Here is a 22,947-nt window from a genome sequence, read left to right as displayed (position 1 = left end):
TTTCCCATGCGTGATTCCAATTTCCTGATGGAAAACAACGCCCGCCATCTCTGGCATCCCATGGCGCATCCGGCAGAGATGCGCAAACATCCGCCGCGCATCGTGGCTGCCGCGGATGGCGTGGAAATTGTCGATGTTCATGGCCAGCGCCTGCTGGATGGAGTCGGCGGCCTGTGGAACGTCAATCTCGGCTATTCCTGCGATCCGGTGAAACAGGCGATCCGCGAGCAGCTCGACGATCTGCCCTATTATTCGGCCTTTCGCGGCACCACGACCTCGCCACTGATCGAGCTGTCCTATGAACTGGCGGACTGGTTCAAGGAGGATGGGCTGGTGCGCTCCTTCCTCACCTCGGGCGGATCGGATTCGGTCGAAACGGCGCTGCGGCTTGCCCGCCAGTATCACAAGCTGAACGGCCAGCCGGAACGCACCAAGTTCATTGCCCTGAAGAAGGGCTATCACGGCACCCATTTTGGCGGCGCGTCCGTCAACGGCAATTCCAATTTCCGCCGTGCCTATGAGCCGCTGCTGCCGGGCGTCTACCACCTGCCCGCACCCTTCACCTACCGCAACCCGTTCAACACCACGGACGGCGCCGAGATCGCCAGCGCCATCGCGCGCCAGTTCGAGGAGGAAATCGCCTTCCAGGGTGCCGATACGATTGCGGCGCTCATCATGGAGCCGGTGCTGGGAGCCGGCGGTGTCATCGTGCCGCACGAGACCTTCATGCCGCTGATGCGGGCGGTCTGTGACAGGCATGGCATTCTCCTGATCGCCGACGAAGTCATCACCGCCTTCGGGCGCACCGGTTCCTGGACGGGCTCACGCCTCTGGGGCGTGAAACCTGACCTGATGTGCACCGCAAAGGCCATCACCAACGGCTATTTCCCCTTCGGCGCGGTGATGATCGGGCAGAAGGTGGCGGATGTGTTCGAAAACAGCGACAGCAGCCTCGGTTCCATCGGCCATGGCTATACCTATTCCGGCCATCCGGTCGGTGCCGCTGCCGCCATTGCGACGCTGAAGGAAACGAAGCGGCTGAATGTTGCCGCCAATGCTGCTGTGCGTGGCGAGGAACTGCTGGCCGGTCTTTTCCTGCTCCAGGAGAAGCATGAACTGGTGGGCGACGCGCGCGGCAAGGGCTTGATGTGCGCGCTGGAACTGGTCAGCGACCGCAAGACCAAGGCCGCCGCGTCCAAACAGGTGGTGCAGAAGGTTTATGACACCGCCTATGAGGCGGGTGTCATGGTGCGCACCTCCGGCTCCAACATCATCCTTTCGCCGCCGCTGATCATCACCGCCGAACATGTCGAGCGTATCCTTTCCGCGCTCGATGCAGGGTTATCCGCTGCCGCAGGAGTTTAAACCATGTCGAACAATGCAGCTCTGCTTGCCCGCCGCGAACGGCTTCTCGGCAAGAATGTCTCCACCTTCTACAATGATCCGGTGCATCTGGTGAAAGGCGAAGGCGTCTGGGTCTGGGATGCGGATGGGCGCCGTTATCTCGACAGCTACAACAATGTTCCGCATGTCGGGCATTGCCATCCGCGGGTGGTTGAGGCGATTGCCCGCCAGGCTGCCACGCTCAACACCCATACGCGTTACCTGCATGAGGGCATTCTCGATTATGTCGAGCGGCTGACGGCTACCTTCGATGACAGTCTCGATACTGCGATCCTGACCTGCACGGGTTCGGAGGCCAATGATGTGGCACTGCGCATGGCGCAGGCGGTGACCGGCAAGACCGGGGTGATTGCCACCAATTTCACCTATCACGGCAATACCGCGGCCGTCTCGCAGCTGTCGATCCGCATGCCCCCCGTGGGCGGGTATGGCGGCCATGTGCGGCATGTCCCGGCGCCCGATGGTTATCGTCCTCTGGGCGGCGAGGGCGGCGAGGCTTTCACCCGCGCCTGGACCGAGGCGCTGAACGAGGCCATCGAAGACCTGAAGACATCGCCTTTCGGCTTCTCCGCTCTGATCGTATGCCCCTATTTCGCCAACGAAGGCTTCCCGCAACTGCCACCGGGCTTCCTGGTGTCGGCTGCCGAAGCGGTGCGCAAGGCGGGTGGCCTGCTGATTTGTGATGAAGTGCAGCCAGGCTTCGGGCGCACCGGCACCCATTTCTGGGGCCACCAATATGCAGGCATCACGCCCGATATCGTCACCATGGGCAAGCCGATGGGCAATGGCCACCCGATTGGCGGCGTGGTGGCCAGCACCGACACGCTGAACGCTTTCCGCAAGGCCTTCCGGTATTTCAACACCTTCGGCGGCAATCCCGTCTCCTGTGCGGCCGCAAGCGCCGTGCTGGATGTGCTGGAAGACGAGAAGCTAATGGAAAATGCGCGGGTTGTGGGCGAATATGCCCGTGCGGGGCTGACAAAGCTTGGCGAAAAACACGATCTGATCGGCAATGTGCGGGGTTCCGGCCTGTTTTTCGGGGCAGAACTTGTGCTCGACCGGGCCACAAAGGAACCGGCGGCGGAGATCGCCACCCGCGTCATCAACGCGATGCGCGAGCGTGGCGTGTTGATGGGCAAACTCGGCGTGCAGCAGAACGCCACCAAGATCAGGCCGCCCATGCCCTTCTCCAAGGATAATGCGGACCTGATGCTCTCCGTCCTCGACGACGTGCTGTCCGGTCTCTGACAATGATGAACACGGATGATTTCCTTCGTCACCTGCACGAGCGCGCCGGCCGCGCGCTCGCCCATTGGGGTCTTGAAGGGACGGAGACCCGGCTGATCAAATATCGGGAGAATGCGGTGTTCCGCGTTCGCCTCGCCGATGGGGCCTATGCGGCGCTGCGGCTGCACAGACCCGGCTATCACAGCCGCGATGCGATTCTCTCCGAACTGCTTTTCGTGGCGCATCTGGTCGGGGAGGGTGCTCGCGCGCCTGCCCCGCAGCCAACGCTGTCCGGTACGCTGCTGGCCGAATGCGGTACGGATGGCGCGACGGGTTTTGCCAGCCTCGTCAGCTGGATGGAGGGCGCGCCGCTGGGCGAAAGCGGGTATCCGCTCGCCCATGGTTCAGAGGAGGCGCAGGCGCTGTTTTTCCGCCTGGGCGCAACGCTGGCACGGTTGCATGACAGCGCCGACCGGTTCAAGGGCGGCGACAGTTTCGTACGCCCCGCCTGGGATCGCGGCGGGCTGCTGGGGGAAGCGCCCCTCTGGGGACGGTTCTGGGATTGCGAGGGCCTTTCGCCTGAAAGTCGAAACGGGCTTAGCCGCCTGCGGGCAAGGCTTCTAGAGCATCTGGCGCAAGTCGGGACGGATGGGCTCGATTACGGGTTGATCCATGCCGATGGCGTGCGCGAAAACGTCATGGTCCACGGCGACGAGATCGGGCTGATCGATTTCGACGATTGCGGCTATGGCTACCGTCTGTTCGATCTGGCGACGGCGCTGCTCAAGAACCGGATCGAGCCGCACTATCCGGCGCTGGAAGCGGCTTTGATCGACGGATACCGGTCCTGCCGCAGCCTCTCGGATGCGGCGCTGGCGCTTCTGCCGCTGTTCACGGTCATGCGCAGCCTGACCTATATCGGCTGGGCGGCAGCCCGGCCGGAAATGGCGCACAAGACGCAGAAATATGCCGATGATGCTCTGGAACTGGCAGAGCAGGTCCTGTGAGCGACCATGACTGATGCTCACAGCCATACGTTGACGCCTCTCTTTCTGACGCTATAATGCGTCAGTAAGTGCGGCTCGTGAAAAGGCAGGTGACGTCATGGGACTGGCTCAGTTCGCCGACAATGGCTTGTTTTCGGCCCGCAAGATTGCAGAGACACTGCAAACGACGAGCGAGGACATCGCTCGTGCGGCGGGTCTTGGCAAGGATGCCGTTCAACGCAAGGACCGCATTCAGTCCGATCGGACACAGCGGCGTCTGCGCGAAGTAGCGGAAATCCTCAACAAGGTGGAACCGCGCTTCGGCTCCGCCCTGATGGCTTATGCCTGGTACCGGTCGGAACCGCTTTCTGGCTTTTCCGGCCTGACGGCCATGCAACTGGTGCGCGACGGACGCGCCACGGACGTGCTCGATTACATTGATGCGGTCGACGCGGGTGTCCACGCCTGATTGCGCTGATGTCCTTTGAGGGATTTCTGTATCGGGCGCTGAACCCGGTTTATGCGCGCGAACCTTTGTCGGGCCGCGGAGCCGCGCTCTATGGCGGCCGCTTCAATCCGAAGGGCATGGAGGCGCTTTATACGTCACTGTCGATCATGACCGCCATTCGGGAGGCCAATCAGGTCGGAAGTCTGCAGCCGACCACGCTGGTGTCCTATAGGGCTAAGATCGAGCGCCTGTTCGACAGCCTTGACGAAGAGGCGTTGCACGCATGGGATATGGATACGGCCGCACTTGCCGATCCCGTCTGGCGCGATGCCATGAAGGCGACGGGCGAAGCCAGAACGCAGACCTTTGCACGGCGGCTGTTCGAACAGGGCTACCAGGGTCTGCTGGTGCGCAGCTTTGCCGCTGGCGCGACCGCCGGCAACCTCAATCTCGTGCTCTTTCAGTGGGGGCCGGAGCCGCCGGCACGCCTCACGCTGATCGATGACGAGAACCGTCTTCGTTAGGAGCTTGTGTTCCCCGCATCCATGGTGTCGGCCAGTTCCCCCAGCAGATCCAGCAGAAGATCGATCTTCTCAACGCCAAATTTTCGCTCGAGTGCCTCGTAGATTGCCCGGCTTTCGGGCGTGACCTCGTTGATGACGGCAAGCCCGGCGGGCGCGATGCGCAACAGCACACGCCTGCCATCCGCCTCGTCCTTGTCCTTTTCGATCAGGCCGCGCTCTTCCAGTGTCTTGATCATCCGGGTCAGAGAAGGGGCCAGAATGAAGGCGCGTTCGGCCACTTCGGAGGCGTCCACCATGCCGTTCTCGCCGAGAATGCGGATGACGCGCCATTGCTGTTCCGTCAGGTCGTGGGCGGCGAGCATGGGCCGGAAATGCGCCATCACCGCTTCGCGTGCCCGCAGCAGAGCAATTGGCAACGAGCGGCGGGTATTGCGGGGTAAAAGCGCATCCTGCGCCAACTTCGTACGGGTAGAGTCGGATTGGGTCATACCAGACCTATGACCACAATCCCGGCCATTTGCCAATCCTTTGGCAGCAAGGGACGCCAAGAGGCGGCGGTCGGCCCAGATAAAAACGAGGAGGATGCAATTGGCCATTGCCTTGGTCGCTTATCGACATGTCAGCATCGGTCAATCGAACACACCTTGAGCTGCCACATCTGGCCGAGGAAAGGCTTGATCTCGCAAACTCGGGGAGCCTGCGCAATGCGTCGACGACTTGGGTGTGCCAGCGCACGAAGTGCTGCAAATGACATGAAAGCCTCATCGACCGCAATCGACGGGCAATATTTCCTCCTGACACTCCAGCTTGTCCGAGCACGAAGAATAACGTGGGTTCGGATCTGTCAGGTCCACGCTCGGCTTAGAAATCGCAAGTCTTCGGGCGAGAGTGTGGAATTAGAACCCTTTAATCAAATCAAAGAGACAGTAACATGAACACTACGTCGACAGTCGTTGAGGCTACAGAGCGCGTGCCAACTTCGAATTGGGCACCATCTCCCCCAGAAAAACATGCCCATGTCATCAGCAGCGACGAGGAAGCAATCGCGATTGCTGAAGATTTGCGCGTGACCTTTCTGGCCGACGCGTCCTCAAGGGACAAGCACAGACGCTTGCCGTTCGAAGAGATCGACGTTTTTTCGCAGAGCGGCCTTTGGGGTATTACGATACCCAAAGCATACGGCGGTGCTGGTGTCTCGCAGGTCACCCTTGCCAGGGTTTTCATGTTGCTGGCTTCGGCGGATCCCTCGCTGGCGCAGATGCCGCAGAGCAGCTTCGAAATCATCGACGTCATTCGCCTGACGGGCAGCGAAGAACAGAAGCGGGACCTGTTCGGCAAGGTCCTTGCAGGGCATAGGCTTGGCAATGCCTTTTCGGAATTCAATGGCAAGAATGTCGAAGACATGAAGACCCGACTGGTGCGTGAAGGGGATGATTTCCTTGTCTCGGGAGAGAAGTTCTACTCGACTGGCGCGCTGTTTGCCCACCTGGTGCCGATCGTGGCTCTGGATGAAAGCGGTCATGTCTTTGTTGCGATAGCCGATAGAGCGACAAGCGGACTGACCGTGGTTGATGATTGGTCCAGTTTCGGCCAGCGCACGACCGCCAGCGGCACCGTCCTTCTTGAAAATGTGCGGGTTGCAGCGTCTCGAGTGCTGCCCGCCCACCTTGTCTACGAACACCCCAGCGCCGTCGGTCCGCAAAGTCAGATTATCCATGCGGCGATTGATCTCGGTATTGCGAAGCACGCCATCGAGACCACGATTGAACTGATCAACGCCTATGCTCGCCCCTGGGTCGATAGCGGCCAGGGACGCGCAGCGGATGATCCCTACACCATCGCGGCGATCGGAGACCTGAAAATCCGTTACCATGCTGCCGAACTGATGCTGGAACGGTCAGGCCGGCAACTCGATGCCGCGATTGCCAACGCCAATGAACAGACAATAGGAATGGCCAAAATCGCGGTTGCGGAGGCGAAGGTCTTGTCAACTGAACTTGCCCTTCTTGCATCGAACAAGCTGTTTGAACTCGTCGGAACCCGTTCAACGCTCGGCAAACTCAATCTCGATCGCCTCTGGCGTGACGCGCGGACGCATACGCTCCACGACCCGGTTCGATGGAAATTTCATGCGATCGGCCAATATTACCTGAACGGTCAGGCCCCTCCGATACATTCGTGGATCTGACGACAGCAGACTTCCCCTGGAGACGCAGGCATTTCCAGGGGATTGACCGAAGGGGCCAGTGCCATGCGTGGTCCGGTTGCCGATGTGTTGAGACTGATAGCAATCCGATGTGCCCACCTGCACATGCCGATCGACTGTCCGCCACAAGGTCGACAATTGTATCCACTGCGGAGCACTGCCAATGGCGGGCCCGCAGCCGCAGTCCTGCCGCCTCGTGCACTGCTCGCCCAGCAGCCCGTTCTCATTCAGCCTCCGTGTTCGGATCACGCAGTGCGCTGATCATTGGCCGCAAGCCCTCAAGTGGCTGGCCAAGCTGAAGAAACATCCGAACGGCGCCATGACGGGCCAAGGCGCAGCTACCGTCCCTTTTCCAAGATAAGCGAAACGGTCGCCGCGTTGTGCGGGCGGAGTAATGGACCGTGGCGAGGAGCGCAGGAAAAATTTCGCCCCGCCTGGAATAATCCGCAGTCTGCGATGTCTACCCTTCTGAACTCTTCGAGATTGATCAGGAGATGACAATGACCGCAGTTTTTTGCCGTACGCATGTTCTTGTCACCACATCGCTGCTTGCCATCGTATCGGTGTCGGCCTTTGCGCAGGATGTGTCGTCGCATCACCATCAGGCTCTTTCCGGCATCACGGACCAGACGCCGTTCCTGCAGGAAAACGACGCGGCGATGGTGAAGATGATGAACGACATGGCCGTCAAGCCGACGGGCGATATCAATCGCGATTTCATCGAGATGATGATCCCCCATCATCAGGGAGCGATCGACATGGCCGTAACCTATCTGCGCTACGGCGACAACCAGCATCTGAAGCGGCTTGCGCAGGAGATCATTGTCGAGCAGCAGCAGGAAATCGCCGCCATGCGCATGATCCTCGGCGATCCGCTTCCCGCCTCCAAGGCCGTGCCAACGCAGATCGATCCGTCCGAAGCGAAGACGGCGCAGAACGCTCACCAATAGACTTCAGAGGCGCCCCCGGAGGCGCAGATGATGAAACCGGGCTACTGAAAAGGATAATGACATGAGAACCAAATTGAAGATGCTTGCTCTTCTGGCAAGCTCCGTTCTTGCCCCCGTGGCAGCCTTTGCCGGCCAAGTGCCCGGCCTCGTCTCCACCCCGGATATTCCGATCAGCCACCGCGATCGGATCTATGCTGCGGAGCAGTTTTCGAACACGGTGTCGGTCTCCGATCCAGTCGACAACAAGCTTCTCGGCGTCATCAAGCTTGGCGATCCACAGCCCGGCAATCTGAGCCCGCTCTACAAGGGGCAGGTCCTCGTTCACGGTATGGGCTTCTCGCCCGATCATAAAACCCTCGCTGTCGTATCGATCGGCTCCAATTCGGTGACATTTATCGATACTGCCACCAATGCGGTAAAGAAGACGATCTATATCGGTCGGTCTCCGCATGAAGCGGCTTTTACGCCCGACGGAAAGGAAGTCTGGGTGACGGTTCGCGGCGAAGATTACATTTCCGTCATTGAAACCAAAACCTTCGAAGAAAAGACCCGCATCAAGGTCGCTTCAGGACCAGGAATGCAGATCTTCTCGCCAGATGGCAAATACGGCTACATCTGCTCGTCGTTTAATCCGGATGTCGCCGTCGTGAACGTCGCAGACCATAAGGTCGTTGGTCATGTGAAACAGGCGAGCCCGTTTTGCCCGAACATTGCCGCCTCCGCTGACGGAAAACAGGTCTGGTTTACGCTGAAAGACATCGGCAAGACACAGGTGTTCAATGCCGAGGCGCCCTTCGACCTCATCAAAACGATCGACACAGGCCCACTCACCAATCACGTCAATCTCGTTGTCAACAAGAACGGCAGCTTTGCTTACGTGACGATTGGCGGGCTGAATGAAGTGAAGGTGTTTCGTACCGACACCTTCGAGCAGGTCGAGACGATTGAGGTGGGCAACCTGCCACACGGTATCTGGCCGTCCGGCGACGGCACGCGGATTTATGTCGGGCTCGAGAACGCCGACCAGCTTGCCGTCATCGATACCCTATCCAACAAGGTCATCGCCCATATTCCTGTCGGCCAAGCGCCACAGGCCTTGGTCTATGTTCCGAACGCGGTGCCCGAAGGCGACGGCATACAAAACCTCGTGCCGCTGAGTGGCGCTAGCGACGCCGCTCATCTGAAGCTGGCGGCCAAAGGCGATAAAAACAAAAAGCAGTCCACGAGCGTCGCGCTTTTCAATCAGGGGCTGACCCAGGTTCTGCAGGCTGCTGTCGCAGGCCTCGATCCGAAGCGACCTTACGTTCTTGCACTTTCCGAGCAACCGGATGGCAGTGGCGACCTTCAGGGTCTGGCGGCGTTCATGACCAACCCCGCCGGATCGGCTATCGTGAACGCCGTCGGTCCGATCCGGCAAGTCGTCGAAGCCAAGCATGTGGATGAGAAGCGTTACCTCGTCGTCGCCACCTCGGTCGGCGGCAAGCCCGGCGAAATCGTGCAGGTTCAGGCAGACTGAACGAAAGCGGCCCACTCCAACCCCGGGGTGGGCCAGCCAACCGGAAACAGATTGTGATGGATGATCTTCTTTTCCAGATCGAACCGATCATACCGGCCTTGCGACGTTATGCACGAGGTCTCATGCGCGATGCATCTGCAGCCGACGACCTCGTGCAGGATTGTCTCGAACGAGTCATCTCACACTGGCACCGGCGTCGAAATAGTGACGCTCGTACTTGGGCGTTTGCAATTTTGCATAATCTTGCGATCAACCGGATGCGGCAGACAGCCAGGCGTGGGCAACATGTCACCTTTGATGAGGTCGAAGAACGTTTAATGTCGCATGCGCCGACTCAGGAGGACGGTCTGACAAGAGCGGACATCGCGTCGGCAATTGAGCAACTTCCGGAAGAGCAACGCAGTGTGCTGCTCCTAGTATCTGTCGAAGACTTCAGCTACTCCGAAGTAGCCGATATCCTTACGATCCCTGTCGGGACGGTCATGTCGCGACTGTCGCGCGCGCGTGAGCGCCTGAAGCAGATACTGGAAAACCCCTCGAGGGGCGCTCGCCCGGTTTCGCATCTGCGGAGAGTAAAATGACGGATAGGCCAATCACTGAAGACGACCTGCATGCTTATGTCGACGGTCGTCTTGATTTTTCGCGGAGTGAAGAGGTCTCCGCTTATCTGGAAAAACATCCGGAGGTTGCGAGCCGGTTTGCCTCCTATAGCAAACAACGCGCAATCTTGCGCCGCGAACTTGATCCCATCGCTGACGAACCAATTCCGACAAGGCTCAACCTTAGTCATATGATTGCCACGAAGCGGCAGAGCCGGATTTCCAACTGGCGCCTCGCCGCAGCGGCTGTTGGCTGCCTTTTCGTTGGTGGATCAGGCGGTTGGTCTTTGCATGAATTAACCAGCCCTCCGACGGAGGGAGTTGTCGCCCTTGCTCGCGAAGCCACAGACAGTTTCGAGACTTACGCGGCAGACCGGGCACGACCAGTGGAACTGCGAGCCGACAATATGGTCGAACTCGTCGATTGGGCCACCGAACGAATGAGGCGCAAGCCTGTCTTGCCGGATTTGTCGAAGGCTGGCTATCGGATGATGGGTGGTCGTGTCGTTTCTACGCCCCACGGCGCCGCTCTGATGCTGATGTACGACAATGATAAAGGCACACGGCTCGTGATGCTGACGAGACCCATGATCGTGGATCAAACACGGACCATGACCCCACACGCGCAGGGAACAGTTGGCGGCTGGGCTTGGGCGGTCGACGGTATGGGATACAGTCTTGTCGGTTCGCTGCCGTCTGAAACGCTACATGTGCTGGCTGATGACATTCGCCGGCAGGTACAAGACGAGGCGTGATCAGCAGCGGGCGCGTTCACAATCGATCAAGCGTCAACCTCAGCAGACGAACGGTCTCTACGTCAAGTGGAGCGATCGCGCGTGCGCCGGCATCATCGAATTGGAAAACTCTTTCAGGTCGGGTGGGCAATGCGGCGTTTCAGCAACGTGCATTCGAATCCGCCTGACAACTCGCGACATCCCAGCCGGCGGGCCAAGCCGGTCTATCGATAGGAGACGTGATTGTGATCAAGAAAACGGTGTCAGCGCTTGCCGCCCTGATGATTGGAACGGGAACGGCGTTCGCGCATGTATCCCTTCAGGTCAAGGAAGCCCCGGTCGGCACGACCTACAAGGCCGTGTTCCAGGTGCCACATGGCTGCGAGGGAAAACCGACAACCGTCGTCCGGGTTCAAATTCCTGATGGCGTCATTGCCGTCAAGCCTCAGCCGAAGGCCGGCTGGGCACTCGAAAAGGTCAAGGGAGCCTATGCAAAGTCCTACGACTATTACGGAACGCCGACAGGCGAAGGCGTCAAACAAGTCATCTGGAGCGGAGGAAATCTCGGTGACGACGAATATGACGAATTTGCACTTCGAGTTTATCTGACGACAGATCTGAAGGCTGGCGAAATCCTCCATTTCCCGGTTGTCCAGGAGTGCGCGGATGGCCTGGCTGAGCGATGGATTGATGTTCCCGCGTCGGGCCAGTCGGAAGACGATCTGGAGTTCCCGGCGCCTGGCGTGACGTTGCTGCAAAAGATTGGCGGACATTGAATGAGGCCGGCTGACGGGCGCTCTCCAACCGCATAGACGGAAGATGCACATGAATAGATCGAACCTCGGGCGGCGTTTCAGTGCCTGTTGTCGGAACGCACTGCTGGCATTTTGTGCCTGGGTTTGTCTGTCAACAGCGGTGATGGCACATGCTTCGCTGACAGGTGCCATGCCGCAGGACGGAACGGTTCTGCAAACTGTGCCGGAGAAGTTTTCGCTATCTTTCAGCGAGCCCGTGTCACCCCTTGTCCTTTCGTTGGTGAAACCTGACGGCAGTTCCGTTGCGCTTCCAGATTTTGCTCTTCGGGACAGGACGCTCGCAATCGCACCTCCGGCCGACCTCGGGTCCGGCACATATGTTCTGTCCTGGCGCGTGATTTCAGAAGACGGTCACCCGGTGTCCGGCTCGATCATATTTTCGATTGGCGCGCCCAGCAGTGCGCCGCCGGATGTGGCAGACGTTGTCGATCTGAAGGTTCGTGGCGCGCTTTGGTTGGCGAAGCTCGGGCTTTATGCGGGCTTCTTTTTCGGGGTTGGCGGCATTTTCGCTCTGAACGTCTTTATGCGCGACAGATCCGTGGCACGCGCGTTTGTCGGCCTCATGATCGTTCTCGGGCTGGTCAGTGTCGTGACCTCGGTTGTTTTTCAGGGTCTTGATGCTCTTGCGGCCCCGTTTGCGCGATTTGCCGACCCACAAGTCTGGAAAGCAGGGCTCGGGACGAGTTTCGGCAGCACGGTGTTGGTAATGGCAGGCGCGCTCGTCTTGTCGGGTCTCGCGCTCTTCTCCCCCAACGCGCGACTTTCACGCTTGGATTCCGTAATGGCGCTGCTAAGCGGATCTCTATCATTTGCCCTCAGCGGCCACGCCAGTACGGCCGAGCCTCAATGGCTGATGCGGCCATCGGTGTTTCTGCACGCAGCGTCAATCGCGATCTGGACCGGCGCGCTGGTGCCGTTGGGACTAGCATTTCGCAACAATGCGACGACGGCAGGCCCAGCGCTCATCCGGTTTTCGCGCTTCATTCCTCTTGCCGTGTTGGCTATGGTCGCGGCGGGCACGATTCTCGCGGTCGTTCAAGTGAGACATCCATCGGCGCTTCTGCAGACCGCTTACGCAAACCTTCTTGTCTTCAAACTTGTTCTTGTCGCAATCCTGCTCCTGCTTGCAGCGATCAATCGCTGGCGTTTGACCCAACGAGCCGCGACCGGTCATCAAGATGACGCCCGGCACTTGGTCAGAACGATCGCGGCAGAAACACTTCTCGTGCTTTTGGTCCTGGGAATTGCCGCAGCTTGGCGGTTTACCCCGCCGCCAAGGGCGCTTGCCGTCGCCGCCGAGCAACCGGCCTCCGCCCATATCCATTCCGCCAAGGTGATGGCGGAGGTGACCGTAAAGCCCGGTCGTGCAGGCCCTGTCACCGCATCAGCCGTGATCATGAGAGACGATTTTGGTCCGCATTCTGCGAAGGAAGTCATCTTTGTCTTTTCGCAGCCGACCGCCGGCATAGAGCCGATCCGGCGAAAGGCCCTCACCTCTGGTGATGGAACATGGCGCGTGAGCGATCTGGTTCTACCGGTCTCCGGGCAATGGACGGTGAGACTTGATATCCTAATCAACGATTTCGAACTGACCAGGATTGACGGTACCGTGGATCTGAAGCCGTAGTGGCACCCAATGGCCTTTCCCTGCCTCAAGGCGGAGATCACGCCGCTTCTCGTTTTGCACTGTATCGGCACGTCGACCGCGGCGAGCGCTTCGACCAAAAATCGTTCTCACGCGTCATCGCTCCGACTTTGGCATGCAGCGTTTTGACATCCATACCGGGCGCCGACACGCCCGCGCCAACGCCGCTTGGTGGGGAGGCTCGGATTCCAAAAGCTCCGGTCGCTGAGCGATAGCGGGGATTGCTGCATTTGAAATTGAACGCCTTCCATTTGGAAATGTGGATGAAACTGGCTCATTTCACACATCAGCCGTCGATCGCATCTTGAGTGGGCGCGACGGAACTGTCGGTCTTCGGAAATCCTGCGTTCAAGCTTGGGGCCCGCGCGCGGGTGGGTCGAGCTGCTGGATGTCGAGACGATCTGGTCCTGCCGCACAAGCCCGTCCCAAGAAGTCGACCGAGCAACTGTTATGAAGTCGAGGTCAAAAATGTACAAATCCCTGCAGCTGATCGTAGTGGGCGCTGTTGTTCTCAGTTCTACGTCGGTGGTGGCAAGTGAACGTGTTGTCCATGTGTACAATTGGTCGGACTATATAGATCCGTCAATTTTAGAAGACTTCACCAAAGAGACCGGCATAAAGGTCGTATATGATGTCTTCGACAGCAACGAGCTCCTGGAAGCAAAACTCCTCGCCGGTGATTCCGGTTACGACGTGGTCGTGCCCACTGGTCCGTTTCTCGCAAGGCAAATCAATGCGGGCGTCTTCCAAAAACTCGACAAAACGAAGTTGACGAATATCGGAAATCTATGGCCGGATATCATGAACAGGCTGGCCGTTTATGATCCAGGAAACCAGTATGCCATAAATTATATGTGGGGTACGACGAGTATCGGGTATAACGTCGATAAAGTAAAAGCCGCTCTCGGCGACGTTCCGGTCGACAGTTGGAATATTATCTTTGATCCCGAAAATGCAAAAAAGTTGAGCGGATGCGGGATTAATATTCTGGATGCGCCCGACGAGACCATGGCTATCGCTATGGCTTATCTGGGGAAAAACCCCAACAGCAAAGCAACGCCTGACCTCCAAGCCGGCGCTGAGGTCTTCAGAAAAATCCGCCCAGCAGTGCGATCGTTTAACTCGTCGGCCTATATCAACGAGCTGGCGACCGGCGACATTTGCATCACGATCGGCTTTTCGGGCGACGTGCTGCAGGCAAAGGCGCGCGCCGAAGAGGCCAAGAATGGCGTGAAAGTGGAATACGCTATCCCCAAAGAGGGAACGTATATGTGGTTCGACAATCTCGCAATTCCTGCAGACGCAAAGCACGTCGATGAGGCGCACGCATTTATCAATTACCTGATGAAGGCGGAAGTCATCGCAAAAGCCTCGAATTACGTCAGGTATGCCAACGGAAATCTCGCGTCGCAAGCATTCATGGACAAAGATGTTCGTAACGATGCGTCTGTTTACCCGACCGACGCTGTGCTCGGCAAACTCTTCACGATCTCACCGTATGACCAAAAACAACAACGGGTTCTGAGCAGGCTTTGGACGGAAATTAAGGCAAAAAGCTAGGCCCTGTTGGCAAAGTGGACTCGCAGATCAGCGAAGGCCTGATTCAGGACTGCCTTTTAGGAGGCAGTTTTGGCCCGTGGCGATCTCCACACAAGGTAAAACAGCCCCCCAGTTGACTGCCAAGCGGTACGTCTCGAATTCAGCGAACACGCCGAGCATATCGCGGAAAGCTTTGCCGACCGCCGCGCTGGTGTCGATCGGCTGTTCTGTCACCCACAGCGTTACACCCTTCTGTTTTGGAAGTCGTACGATGTCCAGCAGCGCCGGAATCCGCAGTACACGGTCACTCCCGCCACAGAACCCGGACGGCGAGCGTTGCTGCCGAGGTTCGTTTTTCCACCGCCAGCTTGTTGAAGATCTGCTCCATATGCTTGTTCACGGTGCGCGGTGACATGTCGAGGATGTCGGCGATCTCCTTGTTGGATTTGCCATGCGCCACCCAAAGCAGGACCTCCGCTTCTCGGAACGTCAGCCCGAACGCGCGGGCCAGTTGTTCCTCGTCGGCCCCCCGCTGGCGATCGATCAGGCGCAGCAGGATCTGGTCCTCATTCGCTTCCGAAAGCTGGCGGAATTCGACCTCGAAACCGTATCGCGCATAAGCAAAGGCTCGCTGCTGTGTACTGGTCCGCAAATCGGCGCTGCCAGCGCCAAGCCAGGTGAGAACTTCGATCGGCAGATAGCTGTCGGCGTCGGGCCGGATGCCGACCTTGGCCATGAGATCCGAGGCCTGCGGCGTCGCCCAATTGATCCGGCCGTTCGCATCGCAGGCGACGATCCAGCGACCGGTCGAATCCAGCGCCTGTCTTGCCGAGCGCGCCCGTCTGGCATTGCTGAGGTGGACTCGCATGCGGGCGTATAACTGGTCGAGCAGGATCGGTTTGCTGACGAAGTCGACGCCGCCCGCAGCCAACGCCTTCACCACATGCTCATTTTCGTTGAACCCCGTCATGAAAATGATCGGCAGATCCTCAAAGCCGCGCGCCGCCTTGAGGATGCGGCATGTCTCGAAGCCATCCAGGCCGGGCATGATGGCATCCATCAGCACGATGTCCGGCGCTTCGGCGCTCGCCATACTGATTGCGGTTCGGCCACTGCTCGATACGTCGACCTGAAGCCCTTCCAGGCTCAGCGCGTCCGAGAGCATGGTCAGCGCTTCGTGCGAATCGTCGACGATCAGGACTCGACTTCCGCTGAACGTATCAGACATGGTCCTTGGCATCCTCAATGAGGGCTACGAGTTCGCGCAGCCTGTAATTGGTGGCGAGTTGACGAAGATACTTGCAGAATCTCTCCGCGTGCGGAGACGAAATTTCGATGTCGTTCAGCATGGCGTCAATCGAGCGAACGAAACCGATTTCCGCAAGCGTCTTCAATTGCCGCAGTTGCTGTGGGTCGGGCCGTTCCGATGGCTTGAAGACTGGTGGCGGTCTTGTCTCACCGACCGTTCCGTCATCCAGGATCCACGTCAGCGGAATGAGGGCTGCAAGCCTCTCGAACAGTTCGTCAAAACCAAAGGGCTTGATCAGGTAGGAATCGAACAGTCCAGCATAGTCGGGTTTTGTCCGGTCATGGCCGGCATCGGCCGACAGGATCAGGATGGGAAGCTCGCGACCGTGGCGCTGACGGATGCGTCGGGCAACCTCCCAGCCGGACATTTTGGGCATGCCGAGATCGAGGATGACGATGTCCGGCCGATGCAGCGCGAGGCTCGACAGGCAGGCAGGTCCATCATTGACCGCAATGACGGCGAAACCTAGAGGCGTCAGAACCTCCTCCATCAGATGGCGCTGTGTGGGGTCGTCGTCGGCAATCAGGATGGTTCGCCGCAATCCTTCATACCCGGCAATGGCAAGCGCAGGGCCGGCCTTGTCCTCCGGCCGTACCGCTTCGGATAACATGAGCCGGACCATGATGTTCGTACCCTGCCCATAACGGCTGTCCAGCGTCAGATCGCCGCCCATGATATCGACGAGCAGCTTGGTGATCGTCAGGCCGAGGCCTGTTCCAGGCGGTTGCACCTCGCCTGCCGGTTGCTCCGCGCGCTCGAAGGGCAGGAAGATCCGTTCAACATCAGTGTCCCGAATGCCGATCCCGGTATCCTCGACCTTGAAGGTGGCGACCTGATTGCGGTAGCTCACGGAAAAGCAGACCCTGCCGCGTGTGGTGAACTTGATGGCGTTCGAAAGCAGGTTGATCAGGACCTGCCGCAGGCGCTTTTCGTCCGTATAGACATAGTCCGGCAAGGGCGCTGCTGCATGGAATTCAAAATCCACCCCCTTCGCTTTTGCCTGCAGGCTGAACATGTCGACGATCTGATCGAGAAATGGCCCGAGTGCGATCTTGTGACGGTAGATCTCCAGTTTCCCGGCCTCGATCTTCGAGATGTCCAGCAGACCTTCGATCATGTCGGCAAGATGCTCGCCGCTGCGCTTGATGGTGCGGGCCGCATTGTGCACCACGTTGGGTGTTCCCTGAACCCGTTCCAGCACCTGCGCATAACCGAGAATGGCCGTCAGCGGTGTGCGCAACTCGTGGCTGAGGCCGACAACATATTTGCTCTTGGCAAGATTTGCCGATTCCGCGACCTCCTTGGCCTTCTGCAACTGCCGGTCCGTTTCTTCGTGGGCCTTGATTTCGTCCAGCAGCAGACGGGTATGGCGGCGTGCCTCTTCTTCAGCGAGATCGCGACTTTCCTGCGCCAGAACAAACAGCCAGGTGACGATGCCGGCGAGAATGAAGAGGATGACGTAGAGTTTCCAAAACTCGAAACTGAGCATGGTGGCGATCGCTGGATGTTCGATCGTCGACTGAAAGTGGATCAGCCAGAATACGCCGCCCATGGCCACGTTGACGACGGCAAACAGCGCCAGATAACGCAGCACGCTGCCGGGCACGGCCTCTACCAGACGAACGGGCAGAAGACGTTCTGCCAACACCCTTGTCTGCTGTCCTACCCGAGCATTCGTCTTGCATATGTCATGGCAGCGCGCATCCAACGAACAGCAGAGCGAGCAGATCGCACCGGAATAGGCGGGGCAATAGGCCATGTCCTCGCGGTTGAACCGAAGCTCACAGATCGAGCAGCCGGCGTGACCATGGTCGTCACCAGCGACCTGGCTTGTCCTGGCGATATAGTAGCGCCCAGCGGTCATCCAGGCGATCAGTGGCACCAGAAGAAAGGGCGCGACGAGCGCAACATAAATGTAGATCTTGTTCAGTGTCGCGCCCAGCAGACCCGAATAGGCGGCGAAGGCGGCCAGCATCGCCACCGCCATCGCGCCCACCCCGACCGGATTGATGTCGTAGAGATGGGCTCGTTTGAATTCGATGAGCTTCGGGGACAGTCCGAGTGGCTTGGCAATCATCAGATCGGCGGCGATCGACGCCGTCCAAGCGACGGCGACAATGGAATACAGCCCCAGGACCGTCTCCAGGGCCTTGTAGATCCCGAACTCCATCAGGAGCAGACCGATCATGACATTGAAGACCAGCCAGACGACACGGCCGGGATGGCTGTGCGTCAGCCGCGAAAAGAAATTGGACCAGGCGATCGAGCCCGCATAAGAGTTGGTGACGTTGATCTTCACCTGGCAGATGACCACAAAGATGCCGGTAACACCGAGTGCCAGTTCTGGCGATTGCATCATCTGTTGGAAGACTGTCAGGTACATCTGGGTCGGATCGGAGGCTTCGGCGAAGGGCACACCGTTGCGAAAGGCATAATAGGCCAGGAAAGACCCGGCAAAGATCTTGATGGCGCCGATGACGACCCAGCCGGGACCGGAACACAGCAGCGCGACCCACCACTGCAGGCGATTGGCCTCGGTCTTTTTTGGCAGGAACCGTAGATAATCGACCTGCTCACCGATCTGCGCCGCGAGTGAGAAGACAACGGCCGAGCAAAGACCAAAGAGGTTGATGTCGAAGTGGTGGTCAACATGGCCGAACAGGCCGGTATATCCCGTCCAACTCCTGACCGGTTCCAGGCCCTGTGCCGCGATAAAGACGAAGGGCGCCAGTTGAAGAACGACCCAGAAGGGTTGTGTCCAAGCCTGGAAGCGGCTGATGAAGGTCACTCCGTGGGTGACGAGAGGAATGATTGCGACGGCGCTGATGATGTAGCCGATCGTCAGGGGCAGACCTGTCACAAGTTCCAATGCCCGCGCGACGATGGCCGCTTCGATTGCGAAGAACAGGAAGGTGAAGCAGGCGTAGACCAGCGAGGTGATGGTTGATCCGAGATAGCCAAAACCGGCACCGCGCGTCAGAAGATCAATGTCCACGCCGTAACGGGCTGCATTGTAGACGATGGGTATGCCGATCAGGAGCATGATGGAGCAGGCCGCTATGACCGCGGCAGCGGCATTGGTGAAGCCGTAATTCATCGTGATGGCGCCGCCGATCGCTTCCAGCGCCAGGAAGGAGATCGCTCCGATCGCGGTGTTTGCGATGCGCCCGGCCGAAAAGCGACGAACCTCATGCGCGGTGAAACGCAGCGCATAGTCTTCGAGCGTCTGGTTTGCCACCCAACGATTGTAGGTGCGCCGGATGCGCGGTATGCGTTCAGCCTGCCCCAATGCCATCTCCTTTGGTTGCGCGCTGCAGCATCCACCGCGCACATCCTGACCTGCGAGAGGCAAACGCCATACCAGCCGGATTGCCAGCAACTTCATCAGGGGATGGATTTCTTGTCCTCGGTCAATTTGCCCCTGTTGTGTAAGTTGCTGAATTAAATCAATTTCTCCGTCCGTCCCTCTCTCATGTTCAGGATAGTACGGGACGAATAGCGGAGGGGCCATACGTCAAACGCTCCATTGTTGCGATGCATCATTTCCGGCGAGCTAAGCACCAGTTGGCCACCAACACAGCCAGCCAAGCCCAGAGCTCCAACCGTGAAGAGGCAGCGCCATGTCCTTTGATACCAGGCTACCTTCCATACCATTGAGTCGTCGGACCCTCCTTGCGGGTGCGGCATCGATTGCCATGCTGAGCGCGACCGGCGCGGCTCTGGCCCAGACGCCTGCGACGGCCACCGTCAACACCACAGGGCTTGCCGTCAGCGATACGACAGTCAAGATCGGCATTCTGCATTCGGTAACCGGCACCATGGCCATCTCCGAGACGGGATCGGTTCAGGCAGAAAAACTCGCCATCGAGCAGATCAATGCGAGCGGGGGCATCCTCGGTCGCAAGATCGAAGTCATCCAGGAAGATGGAGGTTCCGACTGGCCGACCTTTGCGGAAAAGGCGAAGAAGCTGCTGGTGGAAGACAGGGTGGCTGCCGTCTTCGGCTGCTGGACCTCGGCGTCACGCAAGGCAGTGCTGCCGGTCTTCGAGCAGTATAACGGCATGCTCTATTATCCGACCTTCTACGAAGGTTTGGAGGAGTCGCCGAACGTCATCTATACCGGTCAGGAAGCGACGCAGCAGATCATCGCCGGCATCGACTGGGTCGTGAAAGAAAAGGGCGCCAAGAGCTTCTATCTGCTCGGTTCAGATTATATCTGGCCGCGCACCTCCAACAAGATCGCCCGCAAGCATATCGAGAAGCTCGGGCTCGAGGTCGTCGGCGAGGAATATTATCCGCTCGGCCACACCCAGTTCAATTCGGTGATCAACAAGATCAAGCTGAAGAAACCCGACGTCATCTATGCCATCGTCGTCGGCGGTTCGAACGTCGCCTTCTATAAGCAGTTGAAGGCCGCCGGCATCGACATGACGAAGGAAAAGCCGCTCCTCCTGACAATCTCCGTCACGGAAGACGAAGTTCTGGGTATCGGCGGAGAGAACATGGTGGGGGCTTACGCCGCCATGAAATACTTCCAGAGCCTGAAGAACGACAACAACACTGCTTTCGTTTCCGCCTTCAAAAAGATGTGGGGCGACAAGATCGTCATCGGCGACGTGACCCAGGCCGCCTATCTCGGTCCGTGGTTGTGGAAGGCCGCGGTTGAAAAGGCTGGGTCGTTCGACATCGACAAGGTCAGAAAGGCGTCGCCCGGCATTGAGCTGACCACGGCACCGGAAGGTTACGTCAAGATCCACGAGAACCATCACTTGTGGTCCAAGACGCGCATCGGTCATGCCCGTGCCGATGGCCAGTATGATGTCGTCTACGAGACGAAGGATTTCATGGAGCCGGATCCGTTCCCGGAAGGTTACCAATAAGGGGTTCCCCGCCTGTGGGCCGGTCAGCCTTAACAGCATTCGGCCGGCCCATTTTTCCGATCAATCCCTCCGGAACAGCATGAGGCGCCGCCATGATCGGTGACTACAGTTACAGCGAATTCTTCTCCATCCTGGCCATGCAGGGTTTTGCCGGCCTCATTCTCTTTTCTGTCTTCGTGCTGATGGCGCTTGGCCTTGCCATCATCTTCGGCCAGATGGGCGTGATCAACATGGCGCATGGGGAGTTCATGATCCTCGGCGCCTATGTGACCTATCTGTGCTCCGTCGTCGTGACGGACTACGTGCCCTTCCTGTTTCCGGTCTATTTCTTCGTGGCCATGGCTTTGGCCTTTGCGGCGTCCTTTGGCCTTGGCGTGCTGGTGGAATGGGCATTGATCCGCCACCTCTACCGACGACCGCTCGATACACTGCTCGCCACCTGGGGCCTGTCGCTGGCCTTGCAGCAGCTCTACCGTTCGGTGTTCGGGGCCCGCGAGGTCGGCGTCACGCTTCCCGACTGGATGATGGGTTCGATTTCGCTCGGCGATGCCATCGAAATTCCGATCAACGGCCTCTTCGTCATGGGCCTGACCATGATCATCGCCGCCGCTGTCTATTTCATCATGTTTCGCTCGTCCTGGGGCAAACGGGTGCGTGCTGTCGTGCAGAACCGCGTCATGGCGGGTGCCGTCGGCATCAATACAAAGCAGGTCGATCGCATGACCTTCGGGCTCGGTTGCGGGATCGCCGGGATTGCAGGCTCCGCCTTCACTATGATCGGATCGACGGGTCCGACGGCCGGCCAGCTCTACATCGTCGATACCTTCCTGGTGGTCGTCTTTGGCGGCGCCGGCAGCCTGATCGGAACGATTGCCTCGGCCTTCACCATTTCCCAGGCCCAGTCCACGCTGGAATTCTTCCTGAGCGGGTCAATGGCCAAGGTGCTCACCCTGCTCACCGTCGTTGGCATCCTGATGCTGCGCCCGCAAGGCCTCTTCTCCCTCAACATCCGCCGCTAAGGAGTTCGTCCATGCCCACTGTCGGCTTTCTGTTTTCCAAGAAGGAATGGCTGTATCTCGCCATTCTTGCCGCCCTCTTGCTGATCGTGTTGCCGGCAAGTGTCGACATCTTCCGGCTGAACCTGATCGGCAAATATCTCACTTACGCTTTTGTTGCGCTCGGACTCGTTCTTCTGTGGGGCAATGGGGGCATCCTGAGCCTGGGGCAGGGCATTTTCTTCGGCCTCGGCGGCTACTGCATGGCGATGTTCCTGAAGCTGGAGGCTTCGACGCCCGAGGCGACGAAGATCCAGTCGACCCCCGGCATTCCAGACTTCATGGACTGGAATCAGGTGACGGCGCTTCCCTTCTGGTGGCAGCCGTTCCACTCCTTCACCTTCACCCTGCTGGCCATCATTCTTGTGCCGTCGGTGTTTGCCTTCATCATCGGTGCGGCCATGTTCAAGCGGCGTGTGGGTGGCGTCTACTTTGCCATCATCACTCAGGCGGTCGCGGCCATTCTGACCATCCTGATCATCGGTCAGCAGGGTTATACCGGCGGCGTCAACGGCATCACCGACCTGCGGACCCTGCTCGGCTGGGACATTCGCACGGATTCGGCAAAGCTCATTCTCTACTTCATCAATGCCGGTCTCCTGATCGGCGTGCTGCTGCTGGCGCAGGCGGTGCGCATGTCGAAATTCGGTCGCCTGCTGATTGCCATGCGGGACCGCGAGGATCGCGTCCGCTTCTCCGGTTATGATGTGTCGAACTTCAAGATCTTCATCTTCTGCCTGGCCGCGGCCATCTCCGCGATCGGCGGTGCCATGTTCACGCTCCAGGTCGGTTTCATGTCGCCATCCTTCGTCGGCATCGTGCCTTCGATCGAGATGGTGATCTTCGCCGCTGTGGGCGGACGCCTGTCGCTGTTCGGCGCCATCTACGGTGCATTGCTGGTCAACGCCGCCAAGACCACCTTTTCCGAAAGTTTTCCGGAACTGTGGCTGTTTGCCATGGGCGGTCTGTTCATCGCGGTGGTCATGGCCTTTCCCTTCGGCCTTGCCGGCGTGGTCAAGGATTATGTCGAACCCTTCGTGGCGCGCCGTCTGCCGGTCCTCCTTGGCCGTGGTCGTGCTCCGCAACCGCAAGCGGCACAGTGAGGGAGGC

General features: G+C 58.9%; 19 protein-coding genes and 1 pseudogene. 16 read left to right on the top strand and 4 right to left on the bottom strand.

What is annotated here, in order from left to right; all coding sequences use genetic code 11:
* The first annotated feature begins 6 nt into the window (after positions 1-6).
* The 5 genes from OU993_RS12500 to OU993_RS12480 all read left to right on the top strand — a co-directional run bounded on the left by OU993_RS12500 (position 7) and on the right by OU993_RS12480 (position 4,589).
* A complete protein-coding gene (locus tag OU993_RS12500; protein ID WP_268157823.1) occupies positions 7-1,365 on the top strand; it encodes an aspartate aminotransferase family protein in 1,359 nt (452 codons plus the stop codon).
* A 3-nt stretch (positions 1,366-1,368) separates the two neighbouring features.
* Positions 1,369-2,652 carry an aspartate aminotransferase family protein gene (locus OU993_RS12495; protein WP_268157821.1) on the top strand — a complete coding sequence of 428 codons (1,284 nt, stop codon included), beginning with the start codon at positions 1,369-1,371 and terminating at the stop codon, positions 2,650-2,652.
* Positions 2,653-2,654: 2 nt separating this feature from the next.
* Positions 2,655-3,638, top strand: a complete 984-nt coding sequence (locus OU993_RS12490) for a phosphotransferase enzyme family protein (RefSeq protein ID WP_268157819.1) — start codon at positions 2,655-2,657, stop codon at positions 3,636-3,638.
* 97 nt (positions 3,639-3,735) lie between these two features.
* The gene (locus OU993_RS12485; protein ID WP_268157817.1) at positions 3,736-4,086 is read left to right on the top strand and encodes an antitoxin Xre/MbcA/ParS toxin-binding domain-containing protein; all 351 of its coding nucleotides are present in this window, start codon (positions 3,736-3,738) and stop codon (positions 4,084-4,086) included.
* A gap of 8 nt (positions 4,087-4,094) precedes the next feature.
* On the top strand, positions 4,095-4,589 hold the full coding sequence (locus OU993_RS12480) for an RES family NAD+ phosphorylase (RefSeq protein WP_268157815.1): 495 nt from the start codon (positions 4,095-4,097) through the stop codon (positions 4,587-4,589).
* On the opposite strand, the gene hpaR is transcribed toward OU993_RS12480, so the two are convergent.
* Positions 4,586-5,077 carry a homoprotocatechuate degradation operon regulator HpaR gene (hpaR, locus tag OU993_RS12475; RefSeq protein WP_268157813.1) on the bottom strand — a complete coding sequence of 164 codons (492 nt, stop codon included), beginning with the start codon at positions 5,075-5,077 and terminating at the stop codon, positions 4,586-4,588. The two genes, OU993_RS12480 and hpaR, sit on opposite strands and share 4 nt — an antisense overlap.
* Before the next feature lie 443 nt (positions 5,078-5,520).
* Here hpaR and OU993_RS12470 point away from each other — a divergent pair, with 443 nt between their 5' ends.
* The 8 genes from OU993_RS12470 to OU993_RS12435 all read left to right on the top strand — a co-directional run bounded on the left by OU993_RS12470 (position 5,521) and on the right by OU993_RS12435 (position 14,614).
* Complete coding sequence (locus OU993_RS12470) at positions 5,521-6,777, top strand: SfnB family sulfur acquisition oxidoreductase (RefSeq protein ID WP_268157811.1); 1,257 nt, start codon at positions 5,521-5,523, stop codon at positions 6,775-6,777.
* Between the two features lie 518 nt (positions 6,778-7,295).
* On the top strand, positions 7,296-7,745 hold the full coding sequence (locus OU993_RS12465) for a DUF305 domain-containing protein (RefSeq protein WP_268157809.1): 450 nt from the start codon (positions 7,296-7,298) through the stop codon (positions 7,743-7,745).
* 61 nt (positions 7,746-7,806) lie between these two features.
* On the top strand, positions 7,807-9,261 hold the full coding sequence (locus OU993_RS12460; protein ID WP_268157807.1) for a YncE family protein: 1,455 nt from the start codon (positions 7,807-7,809) through the stop codon (positions 9,259-9,261).
* 56 nt (positions 9,262-9,317) lie between these two features.
* Positions 9,318-9,842, top strand: a complete 525-nt coding sequence (locus OU993_RS12455) for a sigma-70 family RNA polymerase sigma factor (protein ID WP_268157805.1) — start codon at positions 9,318-9,320, stop codon at positions 9,840-9,842.
* On the top strand, positions 9,839-10,615 hold the full coding sequence (locus OU993_RS12450) for an anti-sigma factor family protein (RefSeq protein WP_268157803.1): 777 nt from the start codon (positions 9,839-9,841) through the stop codon (positions 10,613-10,615). The genes OU993_RS12455 and OU993_RS12450 overlap by 4 nt, the downstream gene beginning before the upstream one ends.
* Before the next feature lie 260 nt (positions 10,616-10,875).
* Positions 10,876-11,370: a YcnI family copper-binding membrane protein gene (locus tag OU993_RS12445; RefSeq protein ID WP_442792981.1), complete on the top strand. Its 495-nt coding sequence runs from the start codon at positions 10,876-10,878 to the stop codon at positions 11,368-11,370.
* A gap of 49 nt (positions 11,371-11,419) precedes the next feature.
* The gene (locus OU993_RS12440) at positions 11,420-13,036 is read left to right on the top strand and encodes a copper resistance CopC/CopD family protein (protein ID WP_268157799.1); all 1,617 of its coding nucleotides are present in this window, start codon (positions 11,420-11,422) and stop codon (positions 13,034-13,036) included.
* A 486-nt stretch (positions 13,037-13,522) separates the two neighbouring features.
* Complete coding sequence (locus OU993_RS12435; RefSeq protein WP_442792955.1) at positions 13,523-14,614, top strand: polyamine ABC transporter substrate-binding protein; 1,092 nt, start codon at positions 13,523-13,525, stop codon at positions 14,612-14,614.
* A gap of 129 nt (positions 14,615-14,743) precedes the next feature.
* On the opposite strand, the pseudogene OU993_RS28880 reads toward OU993_RS12435, so the two are convergent.
* From OU993_RS28880 to OU993_RS12420, 3 genes and pseudogenes are all read right to left on the bottom strand, one after another.
* A pseudogene (locus OU993_RS28880) lies at positions 14,744-14,899 on the bottom strand (recombinase family protein); the annotation flags it as partial.
* Positions 14,898-15,821 (bottom strand): response regulator transcription factor, encoded by a 924-nt coding sequence (locus OU993_RS12425; protein ID WP_268157795.1) that lies wholly within the window; start codon positions 15,819-15,821, stop codon positions 14,898-14,900. The gene OU993_RS12425 and the pseudogene OU993_RS28880, both read right to left, overlap by 2 nt.
* Positions 15,814-19,191, bottom strand: a complete 3,378-nt coding sequence (locus OU993_RS12420; RefSeq protein WP_268157793.1) for an ATP-binding protein — start codon at positions 19,189-19,191, stop codon at positions 15,814-15,816. The genes OU993_RS12425 and OU993_RS12420 overlap by 8 nt, the downstream gene beginning before the upstream one ends.
* Before the next feature lie 406 nt (positions 19,192-19,597).
* Here OU993_RS12420 and urtA point away from each other — a divergent pair, with 406 nt between their 5' ends.
* The 3 genes from urtA to urtC all read left to right on the top strand — a co-directional run bounded on the left by urtA (position 19,598) and on the right by urtC (position 22,940).
* Positions 19,598-20,782 (top strand): urea ABC transporter substrate-binding protein, encoded by a 1,185-nt coding sequence (gene urtA, locus OU993_RS12415; RefSeq protein ID WP_442792954.1) that lies wholly within the window; start codon positions 19,598-19,600, stop codon positions 20,780-20,782.
* 92 nt (positions 20,783-20,874) lie between these two features.
* Complete coding sequence (gene urtB, locus OU993_RS12410) at positions 20,875-21,801, top strand: urea ABC transporter permease subunit UrtB (protein ID WP_268157789.1); 927 nt, start codon at positions 20,875-20,877, stop codon at positions 21,799-21,801.
* A gap of 11 nt (positions 21,802-21,812) precedes the next feature.
* The gene (gene urtC, locus OU993_RS12405) at positions 21,813-22,940 is read left to right on the top strand and encodes an urea ABC transporter permease subunit UrtC (RefSeq protein WP_268157787.1); all 1,128 of its coding nucleotides are present in this window, start codon (positions 21,813-21,815) and stop codon (positions 22,938-22,940) included.
* Positions 22,941-22,947: the final 7 nt, after the last annotated feature.

It is taken from the genome of Rhizobium sp. SL86 (assembly GCF_026672545.1).
Classification (GTDB): domain Bacteria; phylum Pseudomonadota; class Alphaproteobacteria; order Rhizobiales; family Rhizobiaceae; genus Neorhizobium.
Note: the sequence above shows the minus strand (reverse complement) of the source record. Positions and strands in the feature narration are given on the sequence as shown.